Origin of the sequence: Aquabacterium sp. (genome assembly GCF_029946005.1) — a bacterium.
In the GTDB taxonomy this organism is placed as follows: Bacteria; Pseudomonadota; Gammaproteobacteria; order Burkholderiales; family Burkholderiaceae_C; genus Aquabacterium.
This window is the reverse complement of record NZ_JAQSDR010000012.1, coordinates 179,050-200,015: the sequence shown is the minus strand read 5'-3', so window position 1 is coordinate 200,015 and position 20,966 is coordinate 179,050. Positions and strand designations below refer to the sequence as shown.

The window sequence follows — 20,966 nt, the reverse complement described above, 5'->3', positions numbered from 1 at the left end:
TGCGCCATATGCCCCAAGGCGATTTGACGACACGGACAAGAAGGCATGCCCATAGTTACAACCACCGCCGGCAAGACATTCAATGTCGCACCAGCTGAATCAATCCTTGATGCAGCCCTGAAACAGGGTGTGCAGCTGGCCTACAGCTGTCGCACCGGCCGCTGCAGCAGCTGCAAATGCAAGGTCGGCAGCGGGACCACATCGGCCATGAGTCCGGAACTTGGCTTGTCCGAGGACGAAAAAGTCCACGGCTGGGTGCTCGCCTGCGTTAGAACTGCCGAAACCGATCTGTCAATTGAGGCCGACGACCTCAGCGGGCAAACCATCCCGCCGCCCAGGACCCTGCCCTGTCGGATTCACACCCTAGACAAACTGGCACCCGACGTACTGAAGGCCACCCTGCGGCTGCCACCCAGCAGCCCTTGGGCATTTCTCCCCGGCCAATACATCGACATCATTGGTCAGGGTGGCGTTCGCAGAAGCTATTCGGTAGCCAACGCATCAAGAGCGGATCAGATGCTGGAGTTGCACATTCGCGCCGTCGAAAACGGTGTCATGAGCCGGTACTGGTTTGAGCAGGCCAAGCCGAACGACTTGCTTCGCCTCAATGGCCCGCTCGGCACTTTTTTTCTGCGGGACGTCTCACAACTGGACCTGGTTTTCCTGGCCACTGGAACCGGTATTGCACCAGTCAAAGCGATGCTGGAAGGTCTCGAAAAAATGACCCAAGAACAGCGCCCCCGCGCCATTACTGTGTTTTGGGGCGGGCGGACAGCGGCAGATCTGTATTGGGCCCCATCCGGCTTGACCATGCCCCACCGATTCGTACCCGTGCTTTCGCGCGGCAACGACACCTGGCTGGGAGCACGGGGACACGTGCAAGATGCGCTGCTCTCCGAGGGCGTCGACCTGACCAACACAGTAGTCTATGCATGCGGTTCCGATGCCATGATCCACGGTGCTAGGCACGCCCTGTTGCAGGCGGGGTTGCAGAAGAATAGATTCCTCTCCGATGCATTCGTATGCTCGGCCGCCGTTTGATTCGAGATTGAAGGACGCGTTGATGAAAGCAGTGATTCTTGCCGGTGGACTGGGTACACGCCTGAGTGAAGAGACCTCAACTCGCCCAAAGCCCATGGTTGAAATTGGTGGAAAACCGATCTTGTGGCACATCATGAAGATGTACTCCCACCATGGCATCAACGAGTTCATCATCTGCTGCGGCTACAAGGGCTACGTCATCAAAGAGTACTTCGCCAACTACTTTCTGCACATGTCAGACGTCACATTCGACATGCGGTCCAACAGCATGAACGTGCATGAAAAACGCGCGGAGCCCTGGAAAGTGACCCTGGTCGACACGGGCGACGAATCCATGACAGGCGGCCGCCTTGGCCGTGTTGCGCAGTATGTCCAGGATGAAGAGGCCTTCTGCTTCACGTACGGTGATGGTGTCGGCGACATCGACATTGGCGAGACCATCGCCTTTCACCGAGCCCACGGCAAGGCAGCCACGTTGACAGCCACTTATCCACCAGGTCGCTTTGGCGCCCTGGACATCAAGAACAAGCAGGTGCGCAGTTTCAAGGAGAAGCCTAAGGGCGACGGTGCCATGATCAATGGCGGTTTTTTCGTTTTGTCGCCAAAGGTGCTGTCCCACATCAGCGGAGACGCCACCATCTGGGAACAGGAGCCGTTGATGCAGTTGGCCGACAATGGTGAACTGATGGCCTATGAGCACCACGGTTTCTGGCAACCTATGGACACGCTACGCGACAAGAACTTGCTCGAAGAACTGTGGGCAGCCAACAAAGCGCCCTGGAAGGGGTGGGATTGAACATGCCAGCGAATGCCGAATTCTGGCGGGGAAAGGCAGTCCTTCTCACGGGCCACACCGGATTCAAGGGTAGCTGGCTCAGCCTTTGGCTTCAGACCATGGGAGCTCAGGTCCAGGGATTGGCCCTGACGCCGCCGACCGCACCGAATCTGTTCACCGAAGCGCGGGTTGGCGACGGGATGGCCAGCCACATCGGCGATATCCGTGACTACGGCACCGTGCGCAAGGCCATGAATCTGGTCAAGCCCGAGATCGTCATTCACATGGCCGCACAACCTCTGGTTCGCTTGTCCTACGACGACCCCGTCGAAACCTACGCCACCAATGTGATGGGCACGGTGCACGTTCTGGAAGCGGCAAGGCATGCCGGCACCGTCCGCGCCATCGTCAACGTCACCACGGACAAGTGCTACGAAAACAGGGAGTGGGCTTGGGGCTATCGGGAGGACGAACCCATGGGTGGCCACGATCCCTACAGCAACAGCAAAGGTTGCTCTGAACTGGTCACAAGCGCCTACCGCCGTTCCTTCTTCAAGCAGCAGGACATCGCCATCGCATCGGCCAGGGCTGGCAACGTGATTGGCGGAGGCGATTGGGCACTCGACCGCCTGATACCCGATATCTTAAGGGCGTTTGAGCAGCATCAGGCTGTGGTCATACGCAACCCCTACGCCACCAGGCCCTGGCAACACGTGCTGGAACCGCTGTCGGGCTATCTCAAGCTGGCGGAAAAGCTCTATGGCGAAGGCCAATCATGGGCAGAAGGCTGGAACTTTGGCCCGAGTGAGGACGATGCCCGCCCCGTGCAGTGGATCGTCGAACGCATGGCCGCCAAATGGGGCGGGGACGCCACATGGCATCTTGACGAAGGCCTGCACCCTCACGAAGCCAACTACCTGAAGCTCGACATTTCAAAGATCAAGAGTCGCCTGGGCTGGCACCCCCAATGGCGCCTGGATCAGGCGCTTGAACACATCATCACCTGGCATCAAGCCTGGCTTGCCAAAGACGACGTCAAAGCCCTGTGCCTGGATCAGATCCGGCAATACAGCGCCGAGGCCTCCTCAACAAACACGACACCATTTTGATCATGAGCACCGAGACACCCATCCAGTTTTCGCCGAAATCGCCCGATGCCATTCGCCGCGAGATCGCCGCACTCGTTCAACAATACGCCGACATCGCGCTGGCGCCCAAGGCTTTCGTTCCGAACGAGTCACCCGTTCCCGTCTCCGGCAAAGTCATTGGTGCGCGTGAATTGCAGCTGATGGTGGAAGCCAGCCTGGACGGCTGGCTGACAACAGGCCGCTTCAATGCCGAGTTCGAGCAAAAGCTGGCGCAGTTCTTGGGCGTCAAACACCTGATCACGGTCAATTCTGGTTCGTCGGCCAATCTGGTGGCGTTCTCGACCTTGACCTCGCCCCGACTTGGCGATCGGGCCATCAAGCCAGGCGATGAGGTGATCGGCGTCGCTGCCGGCTTTCCAACCACGGTCAACCCTATCTTGCAGTTTGGCGCCGTGCCGGTTTTTGTCGATGTCGATCTGGCAACGCACAACATTGATGCGAACCTCATCGAGGCGGCCATCACACCCAAGACCAAGGCCATCATGCTGGCCCACAGCCTGGGCAATCCATTCAACCTGGATGTGGTTACCGCGCTCTGCAAGAAATACAAGCTGTGGCTGGTTGAAGACTGCTGCGATGCACTGGGTGCCACCTACAACGGCCAACTGGTCGGCACCTTTGGCGACATCGGGACGCTGAGTTTCTACCCCGCCCACCACATCACCATGGGGGAAGGCGGCGCCGTTTTCACCAACAATGCCGAACTCAAACTGATCGCCGAATCATTCCGCGACTGGGGACGCGATTGCTACTGCCCTCCCGGCAAGGACAACACCTGCAACAAGCGCTTTTGCTGGAAGCTGGGCCAGTTGCCGGAAGGGTACGACCACAAGTACACCTACAGCCACCTGGGCTACAACCTCAAGATCACGGACATGCAAGCAGCATGCGCGCTGGCACAACTTGAACGCCTTGATGGCTTCATCGCTGCCCGCAAGGCCAACTTCGCTTATCTGAAGAATCGCCTGAAAAGCTGCGAGGCGTTCTTGCACCTTCCCCAGGCCACGCCAAACTCCGACCCGTCGTGGTTCGGTTTCCCCTTGGTGCTGAAGGAAATCGCCGGAATCAAGCGTGTCGATCTGTTGAACTACCTCGATCAACACAAGATCGGGACGCGCCTTCTGTTTGCTGGCAACCTGACCCGCCAACCTTACATGATTGGCCAGAACTTCAGGATAAGTGGCGAATTGACCAACACCGACATCGTGATGAATCAAACCTTCTGGTTGGGTGTCTATCCAGGACTGAATAAGGATCACCTCGACTTCATGGTCGACCGGCTCGAAGAATTCCTGGGCGTCAGCTTCTGACGCCTTCAGCTGAGGGGATCAAGTTGAACATCCTGCTCACCGGTGCAAGCGGCTTCCTGGGCAGTGCTTTAGCACGGCACCTGCAAAGCAAAGGCCATCAGGTGTCGTTGCTACTGCGGCCCAATTCGAAACTTGATAGGCTGCAGGATCGGGCGGCAAGCTTCAACATCGCGCGGCCACAAAGCGACGCGCAGCTGCAGGCCTTCGTGCAGAGCGCGCGCCCCAATGTGCTCATTCACACCGCGTGCGCATATGGGCGCCAAGGCGAATCCACTTTGCAGTTGGTGGATGCCAATCTCAGACTTGGCATCAGCCTGCTCCAGTCCTTACAAAGCCTTGACTACCCTACCGTGTTCATCAACACAGGCACAGCACTAGACAAGTCGGTCAACCCCTACGCCATGAGCAAACACCAGCTGGCGCAGTGGGGCCGACTTTTCGCAAACCAAACAGGTGGCAGGCTGCAGTGGGTCAATGTGGTGTTGCAGCACATGTACGGCGCGGGAGACGACCCGTCCAAGTTCACCACCCATGTCTTGCAAACGTGCCACAGAAACGACGCCGTTCTTCCTCTTACGGCGGGTGAGCAAAGGCGCGACTTCATCTACATCGATGACGTGGTCAGCGCATATGAGACTTTGCTGGACAAGGCTGCGGCCCTGCCCGATGCAGTCGACATCGAGGTCGGCACGGGTCAGGCGCCCACCATCCGCGAGTTTGTCGAAACCGCTCACCGATTGACACAATCCAAGACCGAACTGCGGTTCGGCGCCATACCTTATCGGCTCAATGAGGCCATGCACTGCCAGGCCAACATAGATCAAATTCGCACCCTGGGTTGGCAACCCATGCATAGCCTGGATACTGGGCTACAAAAAACAATTGAATTGGAGTTTGCATGAAACTGCTGATCACTGGCGGCTGCGGTTTTTTGGGCAGCAATCTTGCCGCCCATGCAATCGCTCAAGGTATCGACCTCTGCGTTTTCGATAACCTCTACAGACAGGGCTCACAGGCAAATCTCACCTGGCTTCGCAACCTGGGGAAATTCGAATTCGTGCATGGCGACATACGCAATGCCAATGACGTGGCAAGGGCGGTTAAGGGTTTTGACCCAACCATGGTGTTCCACCTTGCGGGCCAAGTCGCCATGACAACCTCCATTGCGAACCCCAGAATGGACTTCGAGGTCAACGCCTTGGGGACGCTCAATATACTAGAGGCACTTCGCGAATACGCGCCACGCGCCGGCATCATCTACTCGTCCACCAATAAAGTATATGGTGACCTTGAGCAGTATGCCTACCAGGAAATGGCAACGCGCTTCGTCTGCACAGACCGCCCAAATGGTTTCTCAGAAGATACGCAACTAGACTTTCACTCCCCGTACGGCTGCTCAAAAGGTGCCGCTGATCAATACCTGCGCGACTATCACCGTATTTTTGGACTCAGAACGGTGGCCTTTCGCCATTCGTCCATGTACGGCGGCCGACAGTTCGCCACCGTTGATCAGGGCTGGATTGGCTGGTTTTGTCAAATGGCGATGGAAACCAAAAATGGCGAAAGAAAAAACCCATTTGGCATTTCCGGAAACGGCAAACAGGTACGCGATGTGCTTCATGCCGAGGACATGATTACGCTGTATTTCCTGGTCGCGCAACATCTCGACAAAGCTGCCGGCCAAGCATTCAACGTTGGCGGAGGTATCAGCAATAGCTTGTCCCTGCTTGAATTGTTCAAACTGCTCGAAGAAGAAATTGGGCATCCTCTTGAATTTACCCAGGGCCCACCTCGAGAAAGTGATCAACGGGTATTTGTAGCTGATATTACAAAAATATCCGAACTAACCGGTTGGCGCCCGCAAGTATCTGCAAAGGAAGGCATCAGCAAAATGCTGAAATGGACCACCACCCTTAACCAAAACGCCCGATGAACTATAAGCCTGTGACAGAGTGGTCAACGCCTCTTCTCTTTAAATAACGGCGCAAAAGAGAGGGCGGCAATAGCATGGCGGCAAGGATAACAAATCTTCGTTGAGGCCATATGGACAGCAATCCTTTAAAGCTGCTCCACTGCAACTCTCCCGCGCATCTATATCGTATTATCTTTGAAAACTTTAAATAGATACGCCCATAGCCCTTCATCGCCTCAAGGACCGCATGCCGGTATATTTTTTGATGTGGAACTCGCCAAAACCAGACACCAATCTGGAACAGCAGAATGTCAACAGCGTCCCTTCTCCATGTCTTCTCCGCTCCGCGCAACAACACAACGGGTTCCGCCATGCAACTTACCCGGCAAACCGCATCTGTTTCGAATTTTTTAGCTAGGGCATCCCAAACGACGCCGGTATAGGCATGACTTGTTCCATGAAACCTCGTGGACAACGTTTTGGGGAATAATTTGGCGCGGACAACAAATGAGCCAAATGGCATTTTGGCCTACAAGCATGAAAATGCTGCATCCGGTCGATCGTAAGCCTTTCCTGCAAAGTCATCACCCAGGTGAAGGTGAATTTTTTGAAGCTGAGGTCCAGTATGCCACCCATTCCAGACAACCATGCCGTCCTGACAATGCAGGTAGGTCAGCAACAAACCAAGTGCGCCAGGCTCGATACAGTCATCATCACCTAAAGGGGAAACATATTCCCCCGTGCCCATGGCTATCTCCGCCATCATACTAGAATCGATATCAACCTTCACATCGAATTTCCTCACCTTCAAACAAGGATACTGGCTCACCAAACCAGCAAGGAAACTCGCCGTTCCATCAGAAGATGCATTGTCCGAGACACAAACCTCCAGACCCAGCAATTGAGCGGCAGGCAGTAATTCAAGCAAAGATGCTTTGAGGAAATCCAGCCGATTAAGGGCTGGAATACATATTGACAACAAAGACATTTCGGTCCATCACTATATAATAGTTCATACTTGACTGGAACGGAAAAAATATGACCAACACCAAAGTCAGCATAATCATTCCCACCTACAACCGTGAAAAATTCATCGCGGAATGTATTCAATCCGCCCAAAATCAAAAATATCCTAACATTGAAATCATTGTTTCAGACAATGCTAGCACCGACCAAACTTGGCAGATCTGTCAGGGCTTGGCGCAACAAGATGCACGCATCGTTTTGATCCGCAATGAAAAAAATTTAGGCCCGGTTCGGAATTGGATGCAAGGGATCAACAAGGCAACAGGAGATTACTGCAAGATTTTATTCAGTGATGACTGCCTGAACCCCGATTGCCTGCAAAAAATGACGCCAAAACTGGCGGACCCCGATGTCGGTTTCGTTTACTGTGTAGCGCAAATCGGACCGTCGCCAGCCTCAGCCTCACGGGTCGAATATAATTTACCGACATCCAGTCGGATCAGCCCGGGTTTGTTCGTAGATCTGCTCATCGAGGGCAAGGCGCCCGTCAGCCCCGGAGCTATTCTCATCAGAACCAAAGATGTTCGCAAGCATTTGCATCTGACATTTCCGACTTCTGTATCCCACCCATATGAAAAAAATGGTGCCGGCCCCGACGCCATGATTTCCTTGCTGACATCCAAAGAATACAAGTATATAGAGCACCTCAACGAACCTCTTGTATTCTTCAGGTCGCATGCTGATTCATTTACCATTTCGAACACAAACAACGAGGTAACAAAAGGGTACCAGTCGATCATTCCATATTTTCTCAAAACTCAGCACGGCAGAACGGTCTGGTTACGGTATATGTCTCGAACATGGCAACTAGAACGCCGCAAAGCGAAAAGCACCTTGCCCATGCGGAATTTTCTGCTTGAGCACGAAGGTAAAGGGTCGCTGAGCGAATGCCTTGCCTTGATCTGGCACATGGCCCTTCGCCCACTTAGAAAACGGCGACAGACAGATCACTTCTACACAGATTGAAACTGGATACTTTCATGGCCATGCTGAAATGGCACAGAGGAAACTCCGTGGCTCATCAAATGCGGTAAGTACTCATGAACAAGCGCCACCACAGCATCGGCCTGCTGAAGGTCTTTCCGGACTTCGCACGATCGCGCGTGGACGCTACGACAAATCACGCCCAAGCAACCGTCACTCACCCAGAAGCCAGCGAACATGCTGCTCATCCTCTGGCCAATAGGCGCCTCGGCGGGCTCGCCACAAAAAATTCTTCTCGCGCAGGTTGTCCAGCGCATTCTGGATGGCCGACGTGCTTGAGGCGTCTTCTTTAAACAGGCTGCTGGAATCTTGCCCTTGCGCCTCCACGCGGCTTTTGAGGCGTGCTTTCATGGCCTCGCTGAACATCCCGTCGCGCTTGGCACCGTCGTCAACAACATCACAAGTAGTACCGCACTTCGTCACGGCGATCATCGCGCGCTTTTGACCGCAGGACGATCCGTTTCATGCAAGATCGCCATTGGCAATCTTGCTGAGTTCGCCCCAGTCCTTCTTCCGCCAGTGCACGTGCATGAAGTATTTTGTTCGCAAAGTGTTGTCGTAATGGACAACAACTTGTTGTGATGTCAAAATGTCCAACATGAAGGCAATCCCACTGCTCCGCCGCCGTGTCGTCCTGACGCCCGATTCATTTGCTGAGGTTGCTGTCTGGCAAGTCTCCGAACCCATTCCTCCATCGGAACATCCGTTCAAATATCGACTGGCTTATGTGGTCAACGGTGAATGTGTGGTGCGATACGACAACGAGCGTGGCAAAGGCGATCACCTTCATTTCGGGGCGACAGAATCAAATTACGCCTTCACAACACCGGACCAGCTCATGCTGGATTTCAACGCTGATATCGCGAGGTGGAACAATGAACACGGTCATTCTTGAAGTGCGTAGTTTGTCTGAAACATTGGCGGATGCATCCCGAGCCATGCGCACAGGCAAGGGCGATGCAGAGGCTCGAATTGGTTTCGCATCACCTGAGTTACTTTGGCAAGTTCTTAGCGCCAAAAGATGGGAGTTGCTCAAGGCCATGTGTGGCGCTGGGCCAATTTCCATCCGCGAAGCTTCAAGGCGTGTCAGTCGCGATGTGAAGGCTGTGCACAGTGATGTCACGGCATTGCTCGACGCAGGCGTTCTAAGTCGATCGGCATCGGGTCAAGTGGAATTTCCGTTTGACTCAGTCAAAGTGGAGTTCATGCTTAAAGCGGCATGAATTTCTGGCACAGAGTCAATCAAACGCAATTCAAGTGCGGCAAGCGCCATCACTCACCAAGAAGCCAGCGAACATGCTGCTCATCCTCTGGCCAATAGGCGCCTCGGCGGGCCCGCCACAAAAAATTCTTCTCGCGCAGGTTGTCCAGCGCATTCTGGATGGCCGACGTGCTTGAAGCGTCTTCTTTAAACAGGTTGCTGGAGTCTTGCCCTTGCGCCTCCATGCGGCTTTTGAGGCGCGCTTTCATGGCCTCGCTGAACATGCCGTCGCGCTTGGCACCGTCGTCCAGTGAGTCGATGGCAATTTCACGCAAAAGTGCCTGCTGCAACATGGGAAGTTGCGCAAAATCGTTCAAAAAACTCTGCTGCCATTGGATGATTTTTTCGCGCACTCGAATCGCCAACACTTGGTTGAGGTCTTGTCCATCAGCTGGCGGGTCAAGCCGCAGGCTTCGCAATACAGGCACCATCATTTCTGGCCGTGAACCTGCCTCCTTGAACAACTCAAACACTTGATGAAGATCAAGGCCCAGGCCCAACCTGGCACAGAGCCACTGGCAGTAATCTTCACCAAGTGGCGGGAAATTCACCAGATCGGCACCAAAAAAAGCTTGATCCCGCTGATGTACCAGCAACCCAAGCTTGTCCCGGTTTGAGCCCGTGCCGATGATCTGAAGGCCATTGCCAGCCAGATTCAACGCGTCGCGGGCCGCCTTGAGGGCAAACAGGGCGTTAGACCCCGCCTCCGAGGTCAGGGCATGCTGGGCCTCATCGATCACCACGACGATCCTTTTGCCATTCGCCGTGGCCAATGCCGACAGTGCATCGGTGAGCGTGGCATTGGCGCTGAGGCCCAGCTGTGACAGGTCAAAACTCAGGCCGCTGCCAAGCGCACCAATGGTGAATTTTGAAAGCCCGGCTTTGGCCGCCAGTTTGCTGATGGCCCCACCTTCCTTTTTGAGTTCTGCGCGGATGGCATCGGATATGAGCACAGCCGGATCTTGTGTTTTGTCAGCCCACAGATCAATGTAAAGAACCTCAACATCTTGCTGACAAAGCGCCGGCACCAGATCTTGCCGAACAAAGGTGGATTTGCCCGTGCGCCTGGGCGCAGCCAGAAACAGGCCACTGTTCACTCCAAGGGTTTTGTCCAAGGCAGCATCAGCGTAGGCCTGAGCCAACTGATTGCGGTGAAAAAAATCTGCACTCTGCCCCGGGAGGAGCAAGGATTGAGACATCACAGGCCTTTACGGAAAATTACGGGAATTTATTTCTAATTATTTACGATTATCTAAATTTATGCAAAATAAAGGCGAGGTCATTTTTCTATGGCCTCGTAGGCGTAAAGCGCATGCGTACGCGTCCCACACGCAACGCGCGGTTCAGACGCTGCTGCTTCGTCAACTCTTGCATCACAATTCAGGTAAGCATATAAACACCTAAACACTTACGCACCAAAACACCGGAGTCACTATGGAATCAGTTCGCTGGAACATCGCCGTATCGCCAGACACCGATCAAGCAGTTCGCATGTTCATTGCGGCACAGGGTGGTGGCCGCAAGGGCGACTTGTCTCGCTTCATTGAGCAAGCGGTGCGTTCGTACATCCTTGAGCGGGCTGTTGAACAAGCCAAAGCAGCCACCACTGCTGCTGGCATGAGTGCGACAGAAGTGACGGATCTGATTGATGAAGCGGTTCAATGGGCCCGTGAGCATTGATGCGGGTCGTTATCGACACCAACGTGTTGCTCAGCGCGCTGATTTCTCCGCATGGCTCGCCCGATGCCATCTATCGCGCTTGGCGGGCAGCCCGATTCGAGTTGGTGACATCCTTGGCCCAACTTGATGAGGTGAGGCGCGCAAGCCGCTACCCCAAACTCAAGGCCATTCTTCCAGCACACCGTGTCGGCGCGATGGTGAATAACATGCAGCGCGCCATCGTGCTTGAACATCGGCCCAGCCTGCCGCCAAGCGTAGAAGTTCACGACCCGAATGATGCCTTCCTGTTGGCAATGGCCTTGGTTGGTGACGCGAACTACCTCGTCACGGGCGATCGCCGCGCCGGGTTACTTCAACTGGGCAGCGCCGGTCACGCACGCATCGTCACCCCTGCTGTGTTTTGCGCCGAAGCACTTTAATATTACGCCGAACCTCACCAGATAATCACCCCCTCGCGGCGTGCGGTGTAATGCACAAGGCCACTCAAACAACCAAGCCTGATGATGAGCATGTTGACCAACCTGGGCGAGCAAGTCGCTCACCTGCACGACACCACCCTGGCCTGCGCAGGCGCCCCCCCCGTCGCACCCCCAAGCCCTGCGACGACAGATGATGACCGCCCAGCCCTGCTCTGGCACTGGATTCACACCAACCACTTCTTCAACAGCAGCCTCTGGGCTGAAGAAGACTTGGCGCGCCGCACCACCGTCAGCAGCGATGAGATCGCCCAGAACAAACGCGCCATCGACAAGTTCAACCAGGCCCGCAACGACGCCACCGAGCGCGTCGATGAAATCCTGCTGACGGAACTGGGCCTGGTGGATGCCGCCTCGGCACAAACCGACGCCCCCGTCTCCAAGGTGCCCGCCAACGCCCGACTGAACAGCGAGACCGCCGGCAGCATCATCGACCGCATGTCCATCATGGCCCTCAAAATCCACGCCATGCGCGCCCAAACCTTGCGCACCGATGTGGACGCCGATCACCGAAGCAGCAGCCAAGTCAAACTGGAAAAACTGCTGCAACAGCGCGCCGACCTGGGCGATTGCCTTGATGCCTTGATTTCCGACACCCAGGCAGGCCGCGCCTATTTCAAGGTCTACCGCCAGTTCAAGATGTACAACGATCCGCGCTTCAACCCCGCGCTGGTGGCGGAGCAGAACAAGGCCAGGAGCTGAACACCAGCCGCCTGGTGACAAAAGGCACACATTGGGCTAGCATAACGCGATGAAGCCATTCCGCTGGAGCCCGGATAAGAACAACGTGCTCAAGGAAGAACGAGGCGTGTCGTTCGAAAGCATGGTCGTCGCCATCGAAGGTGGTGGCCTGCTGGACATCCTTGCTCATCCAAATGAGCAAAAATACCCTAGACAACGGGTTCTTGTCGTCGCCCATGACAGCTACGCCTACTTGGTTCCGTTTGTCGAAGAAGACGAATACTTCTTTCTCAAAACCGTCATCCCTAGCCGCAAAGCGACCAAGGAATACTTGCCCCAAGGAGCCGATGATGCCCACCAAGATTGATCACGAAGAGAGCGAACTTCTCCAGGCCTTTGAAAAAGGCCAACTGAAGTCCATCGCCAGCAAGAGCGAGTTGGCCAAGTTCAAGGCGGCAGCCAGGGCCACGGCCCTCAAGGACCGCAGGGTCAACATCCGGCTGTCGTCGGGAGACCTCTCCGACATTCAGGTCAAAGCACTGGAAGAAGGCATTCCTTATCAAACGCTCATTGCCAGCGTGCTGCACAAGTACGTCACGGGCCGCTTGACCGAGCGACCTGCACAACGAACGCCATCCAAAGATGCCTGAATGCGCATCCTGATCGTCAAAACCAGCTCCATGGGCGATGTCGTCCACGCCCTGCCCGCCATCAGCGACATCGCGCAGGCGATCCCAGGTATTCAGATCGACTGGTTGGTGGAAAAGAGCTTTGCGGCCATGCCCAATCAGCACCGGGCGGTCAACCGCGTGATCACGTTGCAATGGCGCAAGTGGCGCAAAAGCCTGCGGGCCCCCGACACCAAAGCGGCCATCAAAACCTGGCGCGCCGAGATGGCGCTGCACCGCTATGACCTGGTCATCGACATGCAAGGCCTGCTCAAAAGCGCGCTGTTTGCCTGCTTTGCGCAAGGCCCGCGCGCAGGCTACGACCGCCAAAGCATCCGCGAGCCCCTGGCCAGCCTTTTTTACAAACGCCATGCCCGTGTCTCACGCGACCTGCACGCGGTAGACCGCTGCCGCCAATTGGCCGCGCAGGTGCTGGGCTACACCTTGCCCACCACCCCGCCCAACTTCGGCTTGAAGGCCAGCGCCGAGGCCTGGACTCCCGCGCCCGGCCCCTACGCCGTCCTGATCCCTTGCGCCAGCCGCCCCGAAAAACTCTGGCCCCAACAAGACTGGATTGTCGCCGCCAGTCAGTTGCGTCAGAAAGGCCTCGCCATCGCCGTGATGTGGGGCAGCCCCGAAGAAGAGCAGCGCGCCAAAAACATTGCCCAGGCGTGCGACGGCGTGGTGCCGCCCTTTCTGACCGTGGCCCAAGCCGGCGATACCTTGGCGCATGCCCAATTGGTGGTGGGCCTGGACACGGGCTTGACCCACCTGGCCGCCGCGCACGGCCGCCCCACCCTGGGCATTTACTGCGATCACGAACCTGGCTTGGCGGGCGTCACCGGCTCAGGCCACGTCATCAGCCTGGGTGGCAAAGGCCAAGTACCATCGCGCACCGAAGTTCTCGCCTCAATGGACCAGTTGCTTTAATGGAATCGAAAGACACCGCTCAACAGTTGTTGAGCTACGCCCGCCCCCAATGGCGCATGCTGAGCATGGCCTTGGTGTTTTTCATGCTGGGCGCGGCGGTGGAGCCCCTGTTGCCCGCCTTGTTCAAAAAACTGATCGATTCGGGCTTCCAAGAAGGCTTGAAATACCCGCTTTGGTTGGTGCCCGTGGTGGTCATCGGCTTGTTCGTGGTCCGAGGCACCTTCAACTTCGGCGGCGCCTATGTGATGAATTCCGCCTCATCCACCATGGTGCTGAACCTTCGCCGCGATTTGATGCGGTCCTTGCTCAAGGCCGATGCCAAGTTGTTCACTTCCATCAGCCCAGGCGTGGCCGTCAGCAAGGTCATCAGTGATCCGCAAGGCGCCTCCACACTGATGAGCAATGCGATCGTGTCCATCGTGAAAGATGCCTCCACGCTGTTCTTCCTGATCGCCTACCTGATCTACCTCAACCCGCAACTGACACTCATCGCCTTCGTGTCCATGCCCTTGCTCGGGCTGACTGTGAAACTGGTGCAAAAGCGCCTGAACAAGGTGGGCCAAGCTCAGTACCAGTCGCAATTGCGGCTGGTGACCACGGTGGACGACAACGCCCGCGCCTGGCGTGTGGTGCGCACCTTTGGTGCCGTTGATTTTGAGTTGCAGCGCTTTGACCGAGAAGCCACTCTGCATCGCCGCATGACGATGAAACAGGTGGCCACCAGTTCGCTGGTGACTCCCCTGACACAGATCGTGGCCGCCATCGGGGTGTCCATCATCCTGACCCTGGCCCTGTGGCAGGCCAGCAAAGGCGCTTCCACCGTGGGTGAGTTCGTCTCCTTCATCACCGCCTTGTTGATGACGATTTCGCCCATGCGCCATTTGACAGACGTGTTCCAACCCATCAACAGCGCCCTGATCACGGCCGGGGGCGCGTTCGAATTGCTCAACACCCCGCCCGAACCCGACGCCGGCACGGTGGAGATGCCCACCAGCCAGGGGCGAATCGATTTCAACGATGTGACGGTTCAATTTGACGGGGCCACCAACCCGGCCTTGAATGGCTTGAACCTGCACGTCGCGCCGGGCAGCACCATTGCCCTGGTCGGCTCATCGGGCGCCGGCAAAACCACCGTCGTCAACACCCTCTTGCGCTTTGCCTACCCCAGCAGTGGCCAGATCACCCTGGATGGCGTGCCCACAGAGCAGTTGAAATTGGCCAGCTTGCGCAGTCATTTCGCCGTGGTCTCGCAAGACATCGTGTTGTTCGAAGGCTCCATCGCCGAGAACGTCGCGTACGCCAGCCCCTTGGGCCTGGACCGCGCCAAAGTCGAGAACTGCCTGAAAGCCGCCAATCTGTGGAACCACGTGCTGACCCTGCCCGAAGGCATGGACGCCGCCGTGGGCACCAACGGCAGCCGCTTGTCGGGCGGCCAGCGCCAACGCCTGGCCATCGCCCGCGCCCTCTACCGCGACGCCGCCGTCTGGATTTTTGACGAAGCCACCTCCGCGCTTGATTCTGAATCCGAGGCCGTGGTCCAGCGCTCCATCGAAGACCTGCGCGGCAGCAAAACCCTGATCCTGATCGCCCACCGCCTCAGCACCATCCGCAACGCCGATTGCATCTACGTCATGTCCGAAGGCAAAGTGGTGGAGCAAGGCACCCATTCCGAACTTATCGCACGGCAAGGTCTTTACGCCGGCATGGTGAAAATCCAGTCCGCCCATTGAACCTGAACCGCGATAATCCAGGGTGATTAACGGTCTTTTGTGGTTTACAGACGGTATTGAATCGCGGATGATTTATTAAATGGTCGATAACACCCTGGTAGAAGCTCCCGGCTCCGGATCGTTGACTGGCGTGGCCCGCGTGTTGGTCAACGCCGGCAAACTCGACGTCAAATCCGCAGGAGACCTCACCCGCTCTGCCAAGGACCAAAAGCGCAGCTTCATCAGCGCGCTGATGTCCAGCGGTGCCATTTCTGCCAGCGAACTGGCCCAAACCCTGTCCACCTCCCTGGCCGTGCCCGTGCTCGACCTGGCCGCCGTCGATCTGCAGCGCCTGCCCAAGGGCGTGATCGACAACAAGCTGTCGACGCAATACCAGGTGGTCGTGCTGTCCAAGCGCGGCAACCGCCTGTTCGTGGCCGGCGCCGACCCGACCGACCAGGAAGCCATTGAGCGCATCAAGTTCGCCACCCAGCTGACCCCGGAATGGGTCATCGTCGAGCACGACAAGCTGTCGCGCCTGCTGGAAGGGCAAACCGCCTCGGCCGAAGAACAGCTCAATGCCCTGACCTCCGGTGATTTCGAGTTCGACATCACCGATGACTTGAACAACCCCAGCCAGCCCGAGGCGGCCGAGCTGTCCACCGAGGTGGAAGACGCCCCAGTCGTCAAGTTCCTGCAGAAGATGCTGGTCGATGCCATCAACGCCCGCGCGTCTGACTTGCACTTCGAGCCCTACGAGTTCAACTACCGCGTGCGGTTTCGGGTCGATGGCGAATTGCGCGAAGTCACGCAGCCACCGATTGCCATCAAGGACAAGCTGGCCTCGCGCATCAAGGTCATCTCGCGGCTGGACATCGCAGAAAAACGCGTGCCGCAAGACGGCCGCATGAAACTCAAGTTCGGCAACAAGTCCATCGATTTCCGGGTCAGCACCTTGCCCACCCTGTTTGGCGAAAAGATCGTGATCCGGATCCTGGATTCGGCGTCGGCCAAAATGGGCATTGAGGCCTTGGGCTACGAGCCTGCCGAAAAAGAGCGCCTGATGAATGCGATCTATCGGCCCTACGGGATGGTGTTGGTCACCGGGCCCACGGGTTCGGGCAAAACCGTGTCGCTGTACTCGTGCCTGAACATCCTGAACCAGCCTGGCGTCAACATATGCACCGTTGAAGACCCGGCTGAAATCAACTTGCCCGGCATCAACCAGGTCAACGTGAACGACCGCGCGGGCCTGACCTTCTCGGCCTCGCTTAAGGCCTTCCTGCGGCAAGATCCCGACGTCATCATGGTCGGCGAAATCCGAGACCAGGAAACAGGCGACATCGCCATCAAGGCAGCGCAGACCGGCCACATGGTGATGTCTACCTTGCACACCAACGATGCCCCCACCACGCTCACGCGGCTGTTGAACATGGGCATCCCGCCGTTCAACATCGCTTCGGCCGTGATCTTGATCACGGCACAGCGCCTGGCGCGCAAACTTTGCGATGTGTGCAAAGCACCGGCGGAGTATCCTAAAGAGGCACTGATGCGGGCCGGCTTCAAAGAGGCCGACCTCGACGGTTCATGGCGTCCTTACAAGGCTGTGGGCTGTTCAAGTTGCAACAATGGTTACAAAGGGCGGGTTGGCCTTTACCAAGTCATGCCCATCAGTGAAGAAATACAACGCATCATCCTCCGACTGGGCACAGCCATGGATATTGCGGAGCAAGCCAAGCGCGAAGGCGTGCGAGACTTGCGCGAGGCCGGCTTGGTCAAGGTCAAAGCCGGCATGACTTCTCTGGAAGAGGTGATCTCGGTCACCAACGAATAGTCAACTAAATCAGATCAGCGCGACGCGCCCTCGGAGTTCCCCACATGGCCACGGCAACCGCCTCTAAAGCACAAGAATTTGTCTTCGAATGGGAAGGCAAGGACCGCAACGGCAAGGTGGTGCGCGGCGAGATGCGTTCGGCCGGGGAGGCCGTGGTCAGCGCCACCTTGCGCCGCCAAGGCATCCTGGTGCAGAAGGTCAAGAAGCGCCGCACCAAAGGTGGTAGCTCGGTCAAACAAAAGGACATCGCGATCTTCACGCGCCAACTGGCCACCATGATGCGCGCCGGTGTGCCCTTGCTGCAATCGTTCGACATCGTGGGGCGGGGAAGCACGAACCCTCGCGTCACCAAACTGCTCAACGACATCCGCCAGGATGTTGAAACCGGGACGAGCTTGTCGGCCGCGTTCCGCAAGCACCCGCTGTACTTTGATGCCCTGTACTGCAACTTGGTCGAAGCCGGTGAAGCCGCCGGTATTTTGGAAGCCCTGCTGGAACGCCTGGCTATCTACCAAGAAAAAACCATCGCGATCAAGCAAAAGATCAAATCGGCCCTGACCTACCCCATCGCCGTGCTGGTGGTGGCCTTCGTGGTGGTCGCCGTGATCATGATCTTCGTGATCCCCGCGTTCAAGGAAGTGTTCACCTCTTTTGGCGCCGAACTGCCCGCCCCGACCTTGTTCGTGATGGCCATGTCGGAGATCTTCGTGGCGTACTGGTGGGCCATTTTTGGGGCCATTGGCGGCAGCGTCTACTTTTTCATGCAAACCTGGCGCCGCTCTGAAAAGATGCAGAAAACCATGGACCGGCTGCTCCTCAAAATGCCCGTGTTTGGTAGCCTGATGTTCAAGTCCGCCGTGGCGCGCTGGACACGCACCCTGTCCACCATGTTCGCCGCGGGCGTGCCCCTGGTCGAGGCGCTGGACTCCGTGGGCGGTGCCGCAGGCAATGCCGTTTTCGCCGAAGCCACCGAGCAAATCCAGCGCGACGTGTCCACCGGCACCAGCCTGACCACATCCATGCAATCCGCCAACCTGTTTCCCGTCATGGTGCTGCAGATGGCCTCGATCGGTGAAGAGTCCGGCTCGCTGGACCACATGCTGGGCAAAGCTGCCGACTTCTACGAAGAAGAAGTTGACGAAGCCGTCAAGGCCCTGTCCAGCCTGATGGAGCCCTTCATCATCGTGATCCTGGGCGGCATCATCGGCGGCATTGTGGTCTCCATGTACCTGCCCATCTTCAAACTCGGCCAGGTGGTCTGAAGGCCCATGCAGTTTCATGAACTGTTGGCCATCCTCACGACAACGTGGGGATTGGCCGTGCTGGGCCTGTGCGTCGGCAGCTTCCTGAACGTCGTCATCCACCGCATGCCGCTGATGCTAGAGCGCCAATGGCGTGCCGACAGCGCGGCCATGCTGGAACTGCCAACCAAAGCGGAAGATACCGCCGCGCCACTGACGCTGTCCAAGCCTGCCTCGCGCTGCCCCTCTTGCGGCCATGCCATCCGCTGGTACGAAAACATCCCGCTCGTCAGCTGGCTGGTCTTGCGCGGCAAGTGCTCCAGCTGCGGCACGCGCATCTCCGTGCGCTACCCCTTGATCGAGTTGGTCACGGCGCTGCTCTTCGCTGCCTGTGGCTGGCGTTTTGGCGCCCAGCCCACCACCTTGCTGTGGTGCGGGTTTGTGGCCGTGCTGGTGGCGGCATCGGCCATTGATTGGGACACCACCCTGCTCCCCGATGACCTGACCCTGCCCTTGCTTTGGGCCGGTTTGATCGCTGCCGCGCTGGGCTGGACGCTGCCCTTGAGCGAAGCTGTGTGGGGAGCGGTGGCTGGCTACCTGTCACTGTGGTCGGTTTATTGGCTGTTCAAGCTCGCCACGGGCAAAGAGGGCATGGGCTACGGCGACTTCAAACTGCTGGCGGCCCTGGGCGCCTGGCTGGGGTGGCAAATGGTGCTGCCGGTGGTGCTGGCCTCGTCCATCATTGGCGCCATCGTGGGCATCGGCATGAAACTGGCCAGCACCCTGCGTGAAGGCCACTACATCCCCTACGGCCCATTCCTGGGCGGCGCAGGCCTGGTGGTCATGCTGGCAGGGCCAGAGCGGGTGCTGGGATGGCTGGGCTGGGCCTGAAAACAATCGGCCTGACCGGCGGCATCGGCAGCGGCAAATCCACCGTGGCCCAGATGCTGGTCGGCCTGGGCGCCCACCTGGTCGACCTGGACGCCATCTCGCGCACCCTCACGGCGCCAGGCGGGGCGGCCATCGCCCATATTCAGCGGCAATTCGGCCCGGATTTTGTGGACGAGCACGGCGCCATGAACCGCACCCGCATGCGCGAATTGGCCTTCACTGATCCAGGTGCCCTGATCCAGCTTGAAGGCATCCTGCACCCCTTGATAGGCCAACATGCCGACCTGCATGCCAACCAGGCCCAGCCCGACCAGATCGTGGTTTACGACGTGCCGCTGCTGGCCGAATCAGGCACGCGGTGGAAGCAAAAGGTCGACAGCGTGCTGGTGGTGGACTGCCCCGTTGAAACGCAAATTGCCCGCGTGATGGCGCGCTCGGGCTGGACGCGCGAGGCGGTGGAAAAAGTCATCGCGCAGCAAGCAACGCGCGAGATGCGCCTGGCCGTGGCCGACCAGGTGATCTTCAATGACGGCTTGAGCCTGGATGAATTAAGGGACGAGGTCCAGAAGGTCTGGCGCCTGTGGAACAATCACGCTTGACTGCTGGTGTCCCAACTTAGCTCAGGTGGCGCGTTGATTCTGTACGAATATCCCTTCAACGAAAGCATCCGCACCATGTTGCGGCTTGAACACCTGTTCAACCGCCTGATTTTGCTGATGTGGCGCGAGCACCCGACCGACCACCACTACGCCCTGGGCACCATCTTCGAGATCATGGACGTGGCCTCGCGGGCCGACCTCAAGGCTGATCTGCTCAAAGAGCTGGACCGGTTCAAATCGCAGTTCATGGGCTGGCGCGGCAACCCGGCCATTCAAGAGGCCGTGCTCGACCAAGTGCTAGGCCGCATCGAGCAAACTCACCACGCCTTGCAGCAAGTGCCCGGCAAAGCCGGGCAAACCTTGGCCAGCAACGATTGGCTGATGAGCATCCGCAGCCGCATCAGCATCCCGGGTGGTACTTGTGAGTTTGATTTGCCGTCTTACTTTGCGTGGCAACACGAAGCCGCCCCAAAGCGACAGGCCGATTTGCAACAGTGGGTGGCCACCCTCACCCCGCTGGCCGAGGCGCTGAAGTTGATGCTCAGCCTGTTGCGGGACACGGGGCACCCACACATGGTGGCTGCGCCGGGTGGGAGCTATCAGCAAAGCCTGAAAGAGAACAAGCCGTTTTTGCTGTTGCGCCTGCGCATCGACCCCGGCATGGGGCTGGTGCCCGAGATCAGTGGCAACAGGCTCATGGTGGCCATTCGCTTGATGCGGCAGGACATCGAGGGTAAGCTGAAACTCGCCTCAGACATTGATGCGGCTTTTGAATTGACCCTTTGCGCTTGAGTTTTGAG

Annotated in this window: 25 protein-coding genes and 1 pseudogene; 21 read left to right on the top strand and 5 right to left on the bottom strand. The window is 57.5% G+C overall.

Annotated features, from left to right (window positions below; all coding sequences use genetic code 11):
• Positions 1-45: 45 nt before the first annotated feature.
• Genes PSV38_RS09170 through PSV38_RS09145 form a run of 6 tightly spaced genes read left to right on the top strand, consistent with a single transcriptional unit; the run spans position 46 to position 6,207 of the window.
• Positions 46-1,041 (top strand): 2Fe-2S iron-sulfur cluster-binding protein, encoded by a 996-nt coding sequence (locus PSV38_RS09170; protein ID WP_300546769.1) that lies wholly within the window; start codon positions 46-48, stop codon positions 1,039-1,041.
• A gap of 22 nt (positions 1,042-1,063) precedes the next feature.
• A complete protein-coding gene (gene rfbF / locus PSV38_RS09165) occupies positions 1,064-1,837 on the top strand; it encodes a glucose-1-phosphate cytidylyltransferase (RefSeq protein ID WP_300546768.1) in 774 nt (257 codons plus the stop codon).
• A gap of 2 nt (positions 1,838-1,839) precedes the next feature.
• A complete protein-coding gene (gene rfbG / locus PSV38_RS09160) occupies positions 1,840-2,925 on the top strand; it encodes a CDP-glucose 4,6-dehydratase (protein ID WP_300546766.1) in 1,086 nt (361 codons plus the stop codon).
• 2 nt (positions 2,926-2,927) lie between these two features.
• Positions 2,928-4,274 (top strand): lipopolysaccharide biosynthesis protein RfbH, encoded by a 1,347-nt coding sequence (rfbH, locus tag PSV38_RS09155; RefSeq protein ID WP_300546764.1) that lies wholly within the window; start codon positions 2,928-2,930, stop codon positions 4,272-4,274.
• Between the two features lie 23 nt (positions 4,275-4,297).
• Positions 4,298-5,176: an NAD(P)-dependent oxidoreductase gene (locus PSV38_RS09150; protein WP_300546762.1), complete on the top strand. Its 879-nt coding sequence runs from the start codon at positions 4,298-4,300 to the stop codon at positions 5,174-5,176.
• A complete protein-coding gene (locus tag PSV38_RS09145) occupies positions 5,173-6,207 on the top strand; it encodes a GDP-mannose 4,6-dehydratase (protein ID WP_300546761.1) in 1,035 nt (344 codons plus the stop codon). Before PSV38_RS09150 ends, PSV38_RS09145 begins: the two co-directional genes overlap by 4 nt.
• 508 nt (positions 6,208-6,715) lie before the next feature.
• Here PSV38_RS09145 and PSV38_RS09140 read toward each other — a convergent pair.
• The gene (locus PSV38_RS09140) at positions 6,716-7,174 is read right to left on the bottom strand and encodes a glycosyltransferase family 2 protein (protein WP_300546759.1); all 459 of its coding nucleotides are present in this window, start codon (positions 7,172-7,174) and stop codon (positions 6,716-6,718) included.
• Positions 7,175-7,224: 50 nt separating this feature from the next.
• On the opposite strand from PSV38_RS09140, the gene PSV38_RS09135 reads away from it, so the two are divergent.
• Complete coding sequence (locus tag PSV38_RS09135; protein ID WP_300546757.1) at positions 7,225-8,178, top strand: glycosyltransferase family 2 protein; 954 nt, start codon at positions 7,225-7,227, stop codon at positions 8,176-8,178.
• 171 nt (positions 8,179-8,349) lie between these two features.
• Here PSV38_RS09135 and PSV38_RS09130 read toward each other — a convergent pair whose 3' ends face one another.
• Complete coding sequence (locus PSV38_RS09130; RefSeq protein ID WP_300546756.1) at positions 8,350-8,547, bottom strand: hypothetical protein; 198 nt, start codon at positions 8,545-8,547, stop codon at positions 8,350-8,352.
• A gap of 111 nt (positions 8,548-8,658) precedes the next feature.
• The gene (locus tag PSV38_RS09125) at positions 8,659-8,796 is read right to left on the bottom strand and encodes a hypothetical protein (RefSeq protein ID WP_300546754.1); all 138 of its coding nucleotides are present in this window, start codon (positions 8,794-8,796) and stop codon (positions 8,659-8,661) included.
• Between PSV38_RS09125 and PSV38_RS09120 the strand changes: the two genes are divergently transcribed.
• Both PSV38_RS09120 and PSV38_RS09115 read left to right on the top strand, forming a co-directional pair.
• Complete coding sequence (locus PSV38_RS09120) at positions 8,795-9,091, top strand: DUF6516 family protein (RefSeq protein ID WP_300546752.1); 297 nt, start codon at positions 8,795-8,797, stop codon at positions 9,089-9,091. The two genes, PSV38_RS09125 and PSV38_RS09120, sit on opposite strands and share 2 nt — an antisense overlap.
• Positions 9,072-9,419, top strand: a complete 348-nt coding sequence (locus PSV38_RS09115; protein ID WP_300546751.1) for a DNA-binding protein — start codon at positions 9,072-9,074, stop codon at positions 9,417-9,419. Before PSV38_RS09120 ends, PSV38_RS09115 begins: the two co-directional genes overlap by 20 nt.
• A 49-nt stretch (positions 9,420-9,468) precedes the next feature.
• On the opposite strand, the gene PSV38_RS09110 is transcribed toward PSV38_RS09115, so the two are convergent.
• Together PSV38_RS09110 and PSV38_RS20450 are read right to left on the bottom strand one after the other, a co-directional pair.
• Positions 9,469-10,116, bottom strand: a complete 648-nt coding sequence (locus PSV38_RS09110; RefSeq protein ID WP_300546750.1) for a hypothetical protein — start codon at positions 10,114-10,116, stop codon at positions 9,469-9,471.
• Positions 10,117-10,134: 18 nt separating this feature from the next.
• A pseudogene (locus PSV38_RS20450) lies at positions 10,135-10,656 on the bottom strand (ATP-binding protein); the annotation flags it as partial.
• A gap of 235 nt (positions 10,657-10,891) precedes the next feature.
• Here PSV38_RS20450 and PSV38_RS09105 point away from each other — a divergent pair.
• The 12 genes from PSV38_RS09105 to zapD all read left to right on the top strand — a co-directional run bounded on the left by PSV38_RS09105 (position 10,892) and on the right by zapD (position 20,958).
• Positions 10,892-11,137: a ribbon-helix-helix domain-containing protein gene (locus PSV38_RS09105; protein WP_300546748.1), complete on the top strand. Its 246-nt coding sequence runs from the start codon at positions 10,892-10,894 to the stop codon at positions 11,135-11,137.
• Complete coding sequence (locus tag PSV38_RS09100; RefSeq protein WP_300546747.1) at positions 11,137-11,556, top strand: putative toxin-antitoxin system toxin component, PIN family; 420 nt, start codon at positions 11,137-11,139, stop codon at positions 11,554-11,556. Before PSV38_RS09105 ends, PSV38_RS09100 begins: the two co-directional genes overlap by 1 nt.
• An 84-nt stretch (positions 11,557-11,640) precedes the next feature.
• Positions 11,641-12,315, top strand: coding sequence for a DUF4254 domain-containing protein (locus tag PSV38_RS09095; RefSeq protein WP_300546745.1), 675 nt, complete (start codon positions 11,641-11,643; stop codon positions 12,313-12,315).
• A 49-nt stretch (positions 12,316-12,364) separates the two neighbouring features.
• A complete protein-coding gene (locus PSV38_RS09090) occupies positions 12,365-12,661 on the top strand; it encodes a hypothetical protein (protein WP_300546744.1) in 297 nt (98 codons plus the stop codon).
• The gene (locus PSV38_RS09085; protein WP_300546742.1) at positions 12,645-12,944 is read left to right on the top strand and encodes a hypothetical protein; all 300 of its coding nucleotides are present in this window, start codon (positions 12,645-12,647) and stop codon (positions 12,942-12,944) included. Before PSV38_RS09090 ends, PSV38_RS09085 begins: the two co-directional genes overlap by 17 nt.
• On the top strand, positions 12,945-13,892 hold the full coding sequence (gene waaC, locus PSV38_RS09080; RefSeq protein ID WP_300546740.1) for a lipopolysaccharide heptosyltransferase I: 948 nt from the start codon (positions 12,945-12,947) through the stop codon (positions 13,890-13,892).
• Positions 13,892-15,622, top strand: coding sequence for an ABC transporter transmembrane domain-containing protein (locus PSV38_RS09075; RefSeq protein ID WP_300546739.1), 1,731 nt, complete (start codon positions 13,892-13,894; stop codon positions 15,620-15,622). The genes waaC and PSV38_RS09075 overlap by 1 nt, the downstream gene beginning before the upstream one ends.
• A 79-nt stretch (positions 15,623-15,701) precedes the next feature.
• On the top strand, positions 15,702-17,435 hold the full coding sequence (pilB, locus tag PSV38_RS09070; RefSeq protein ID WP_300546738.1) for a type IV-A pilus assembly ATPase PilB: 1,734 nt from the start codon (positions 15,702-15,704) through the stop codon (positions 17,433-17,435).
• A 44-nt stretch (positions 17,436-17,479) separates the two neighbouring features.
• Positions 17,480-18,697 (top strand): type II secretion system F family protein, encoded by a 1,218-nt coding sequence (locus tag PSV38_RS09065; protein ID WP_300546737.1) that lies wholly within the window; start codon positions 17,480-17,482, stop codon positions 18,695-18,697.
• A 6-nt stretch (positions 18,698-18,703) separates the two neighbouring features.
• Positions 18,704-19,567 carry an A24 family peptidase gene (locus PSV38_RS09060; RefSeq protein ID WP_300546736.1) on the top strand — a complete coding sequence of 288 codons (864 nt, stop codon included), beginning with the start codon at positions 18,704-18,706 and terminating at the stop codon, positions 19,565-19,567.
• Positions 19,549-20,166, top strand: a complete 618-nt coding sequence (gene coaE / locus PSV38_RS09055; RefSeq protein WP_300546735.1) for a dephospho-CoA kinase — start codon at positions 19,549-19,551, stop codon at positions 20,164-20,166. The genes PSV38_RS09060 and coaE overlap by 19 nt, the downstream gene beginning before the upstream one ends.
• A 33-nt stretch (positions 20,167-20,199) precedes the next feature.
• Positions 20,200-20,958 (top strand): cell division protein ZapD, encoded by a 759-nt coding sequence (zapD, locus tag PSV38_RS09050; protein WP_300546935.1) that lies wholly within the window; start codon positions 20,200-20,202, stop codon positions 20,956-20,958.
• Positions 20,959-20,966 lie beyond the last annotated feature (8 nt).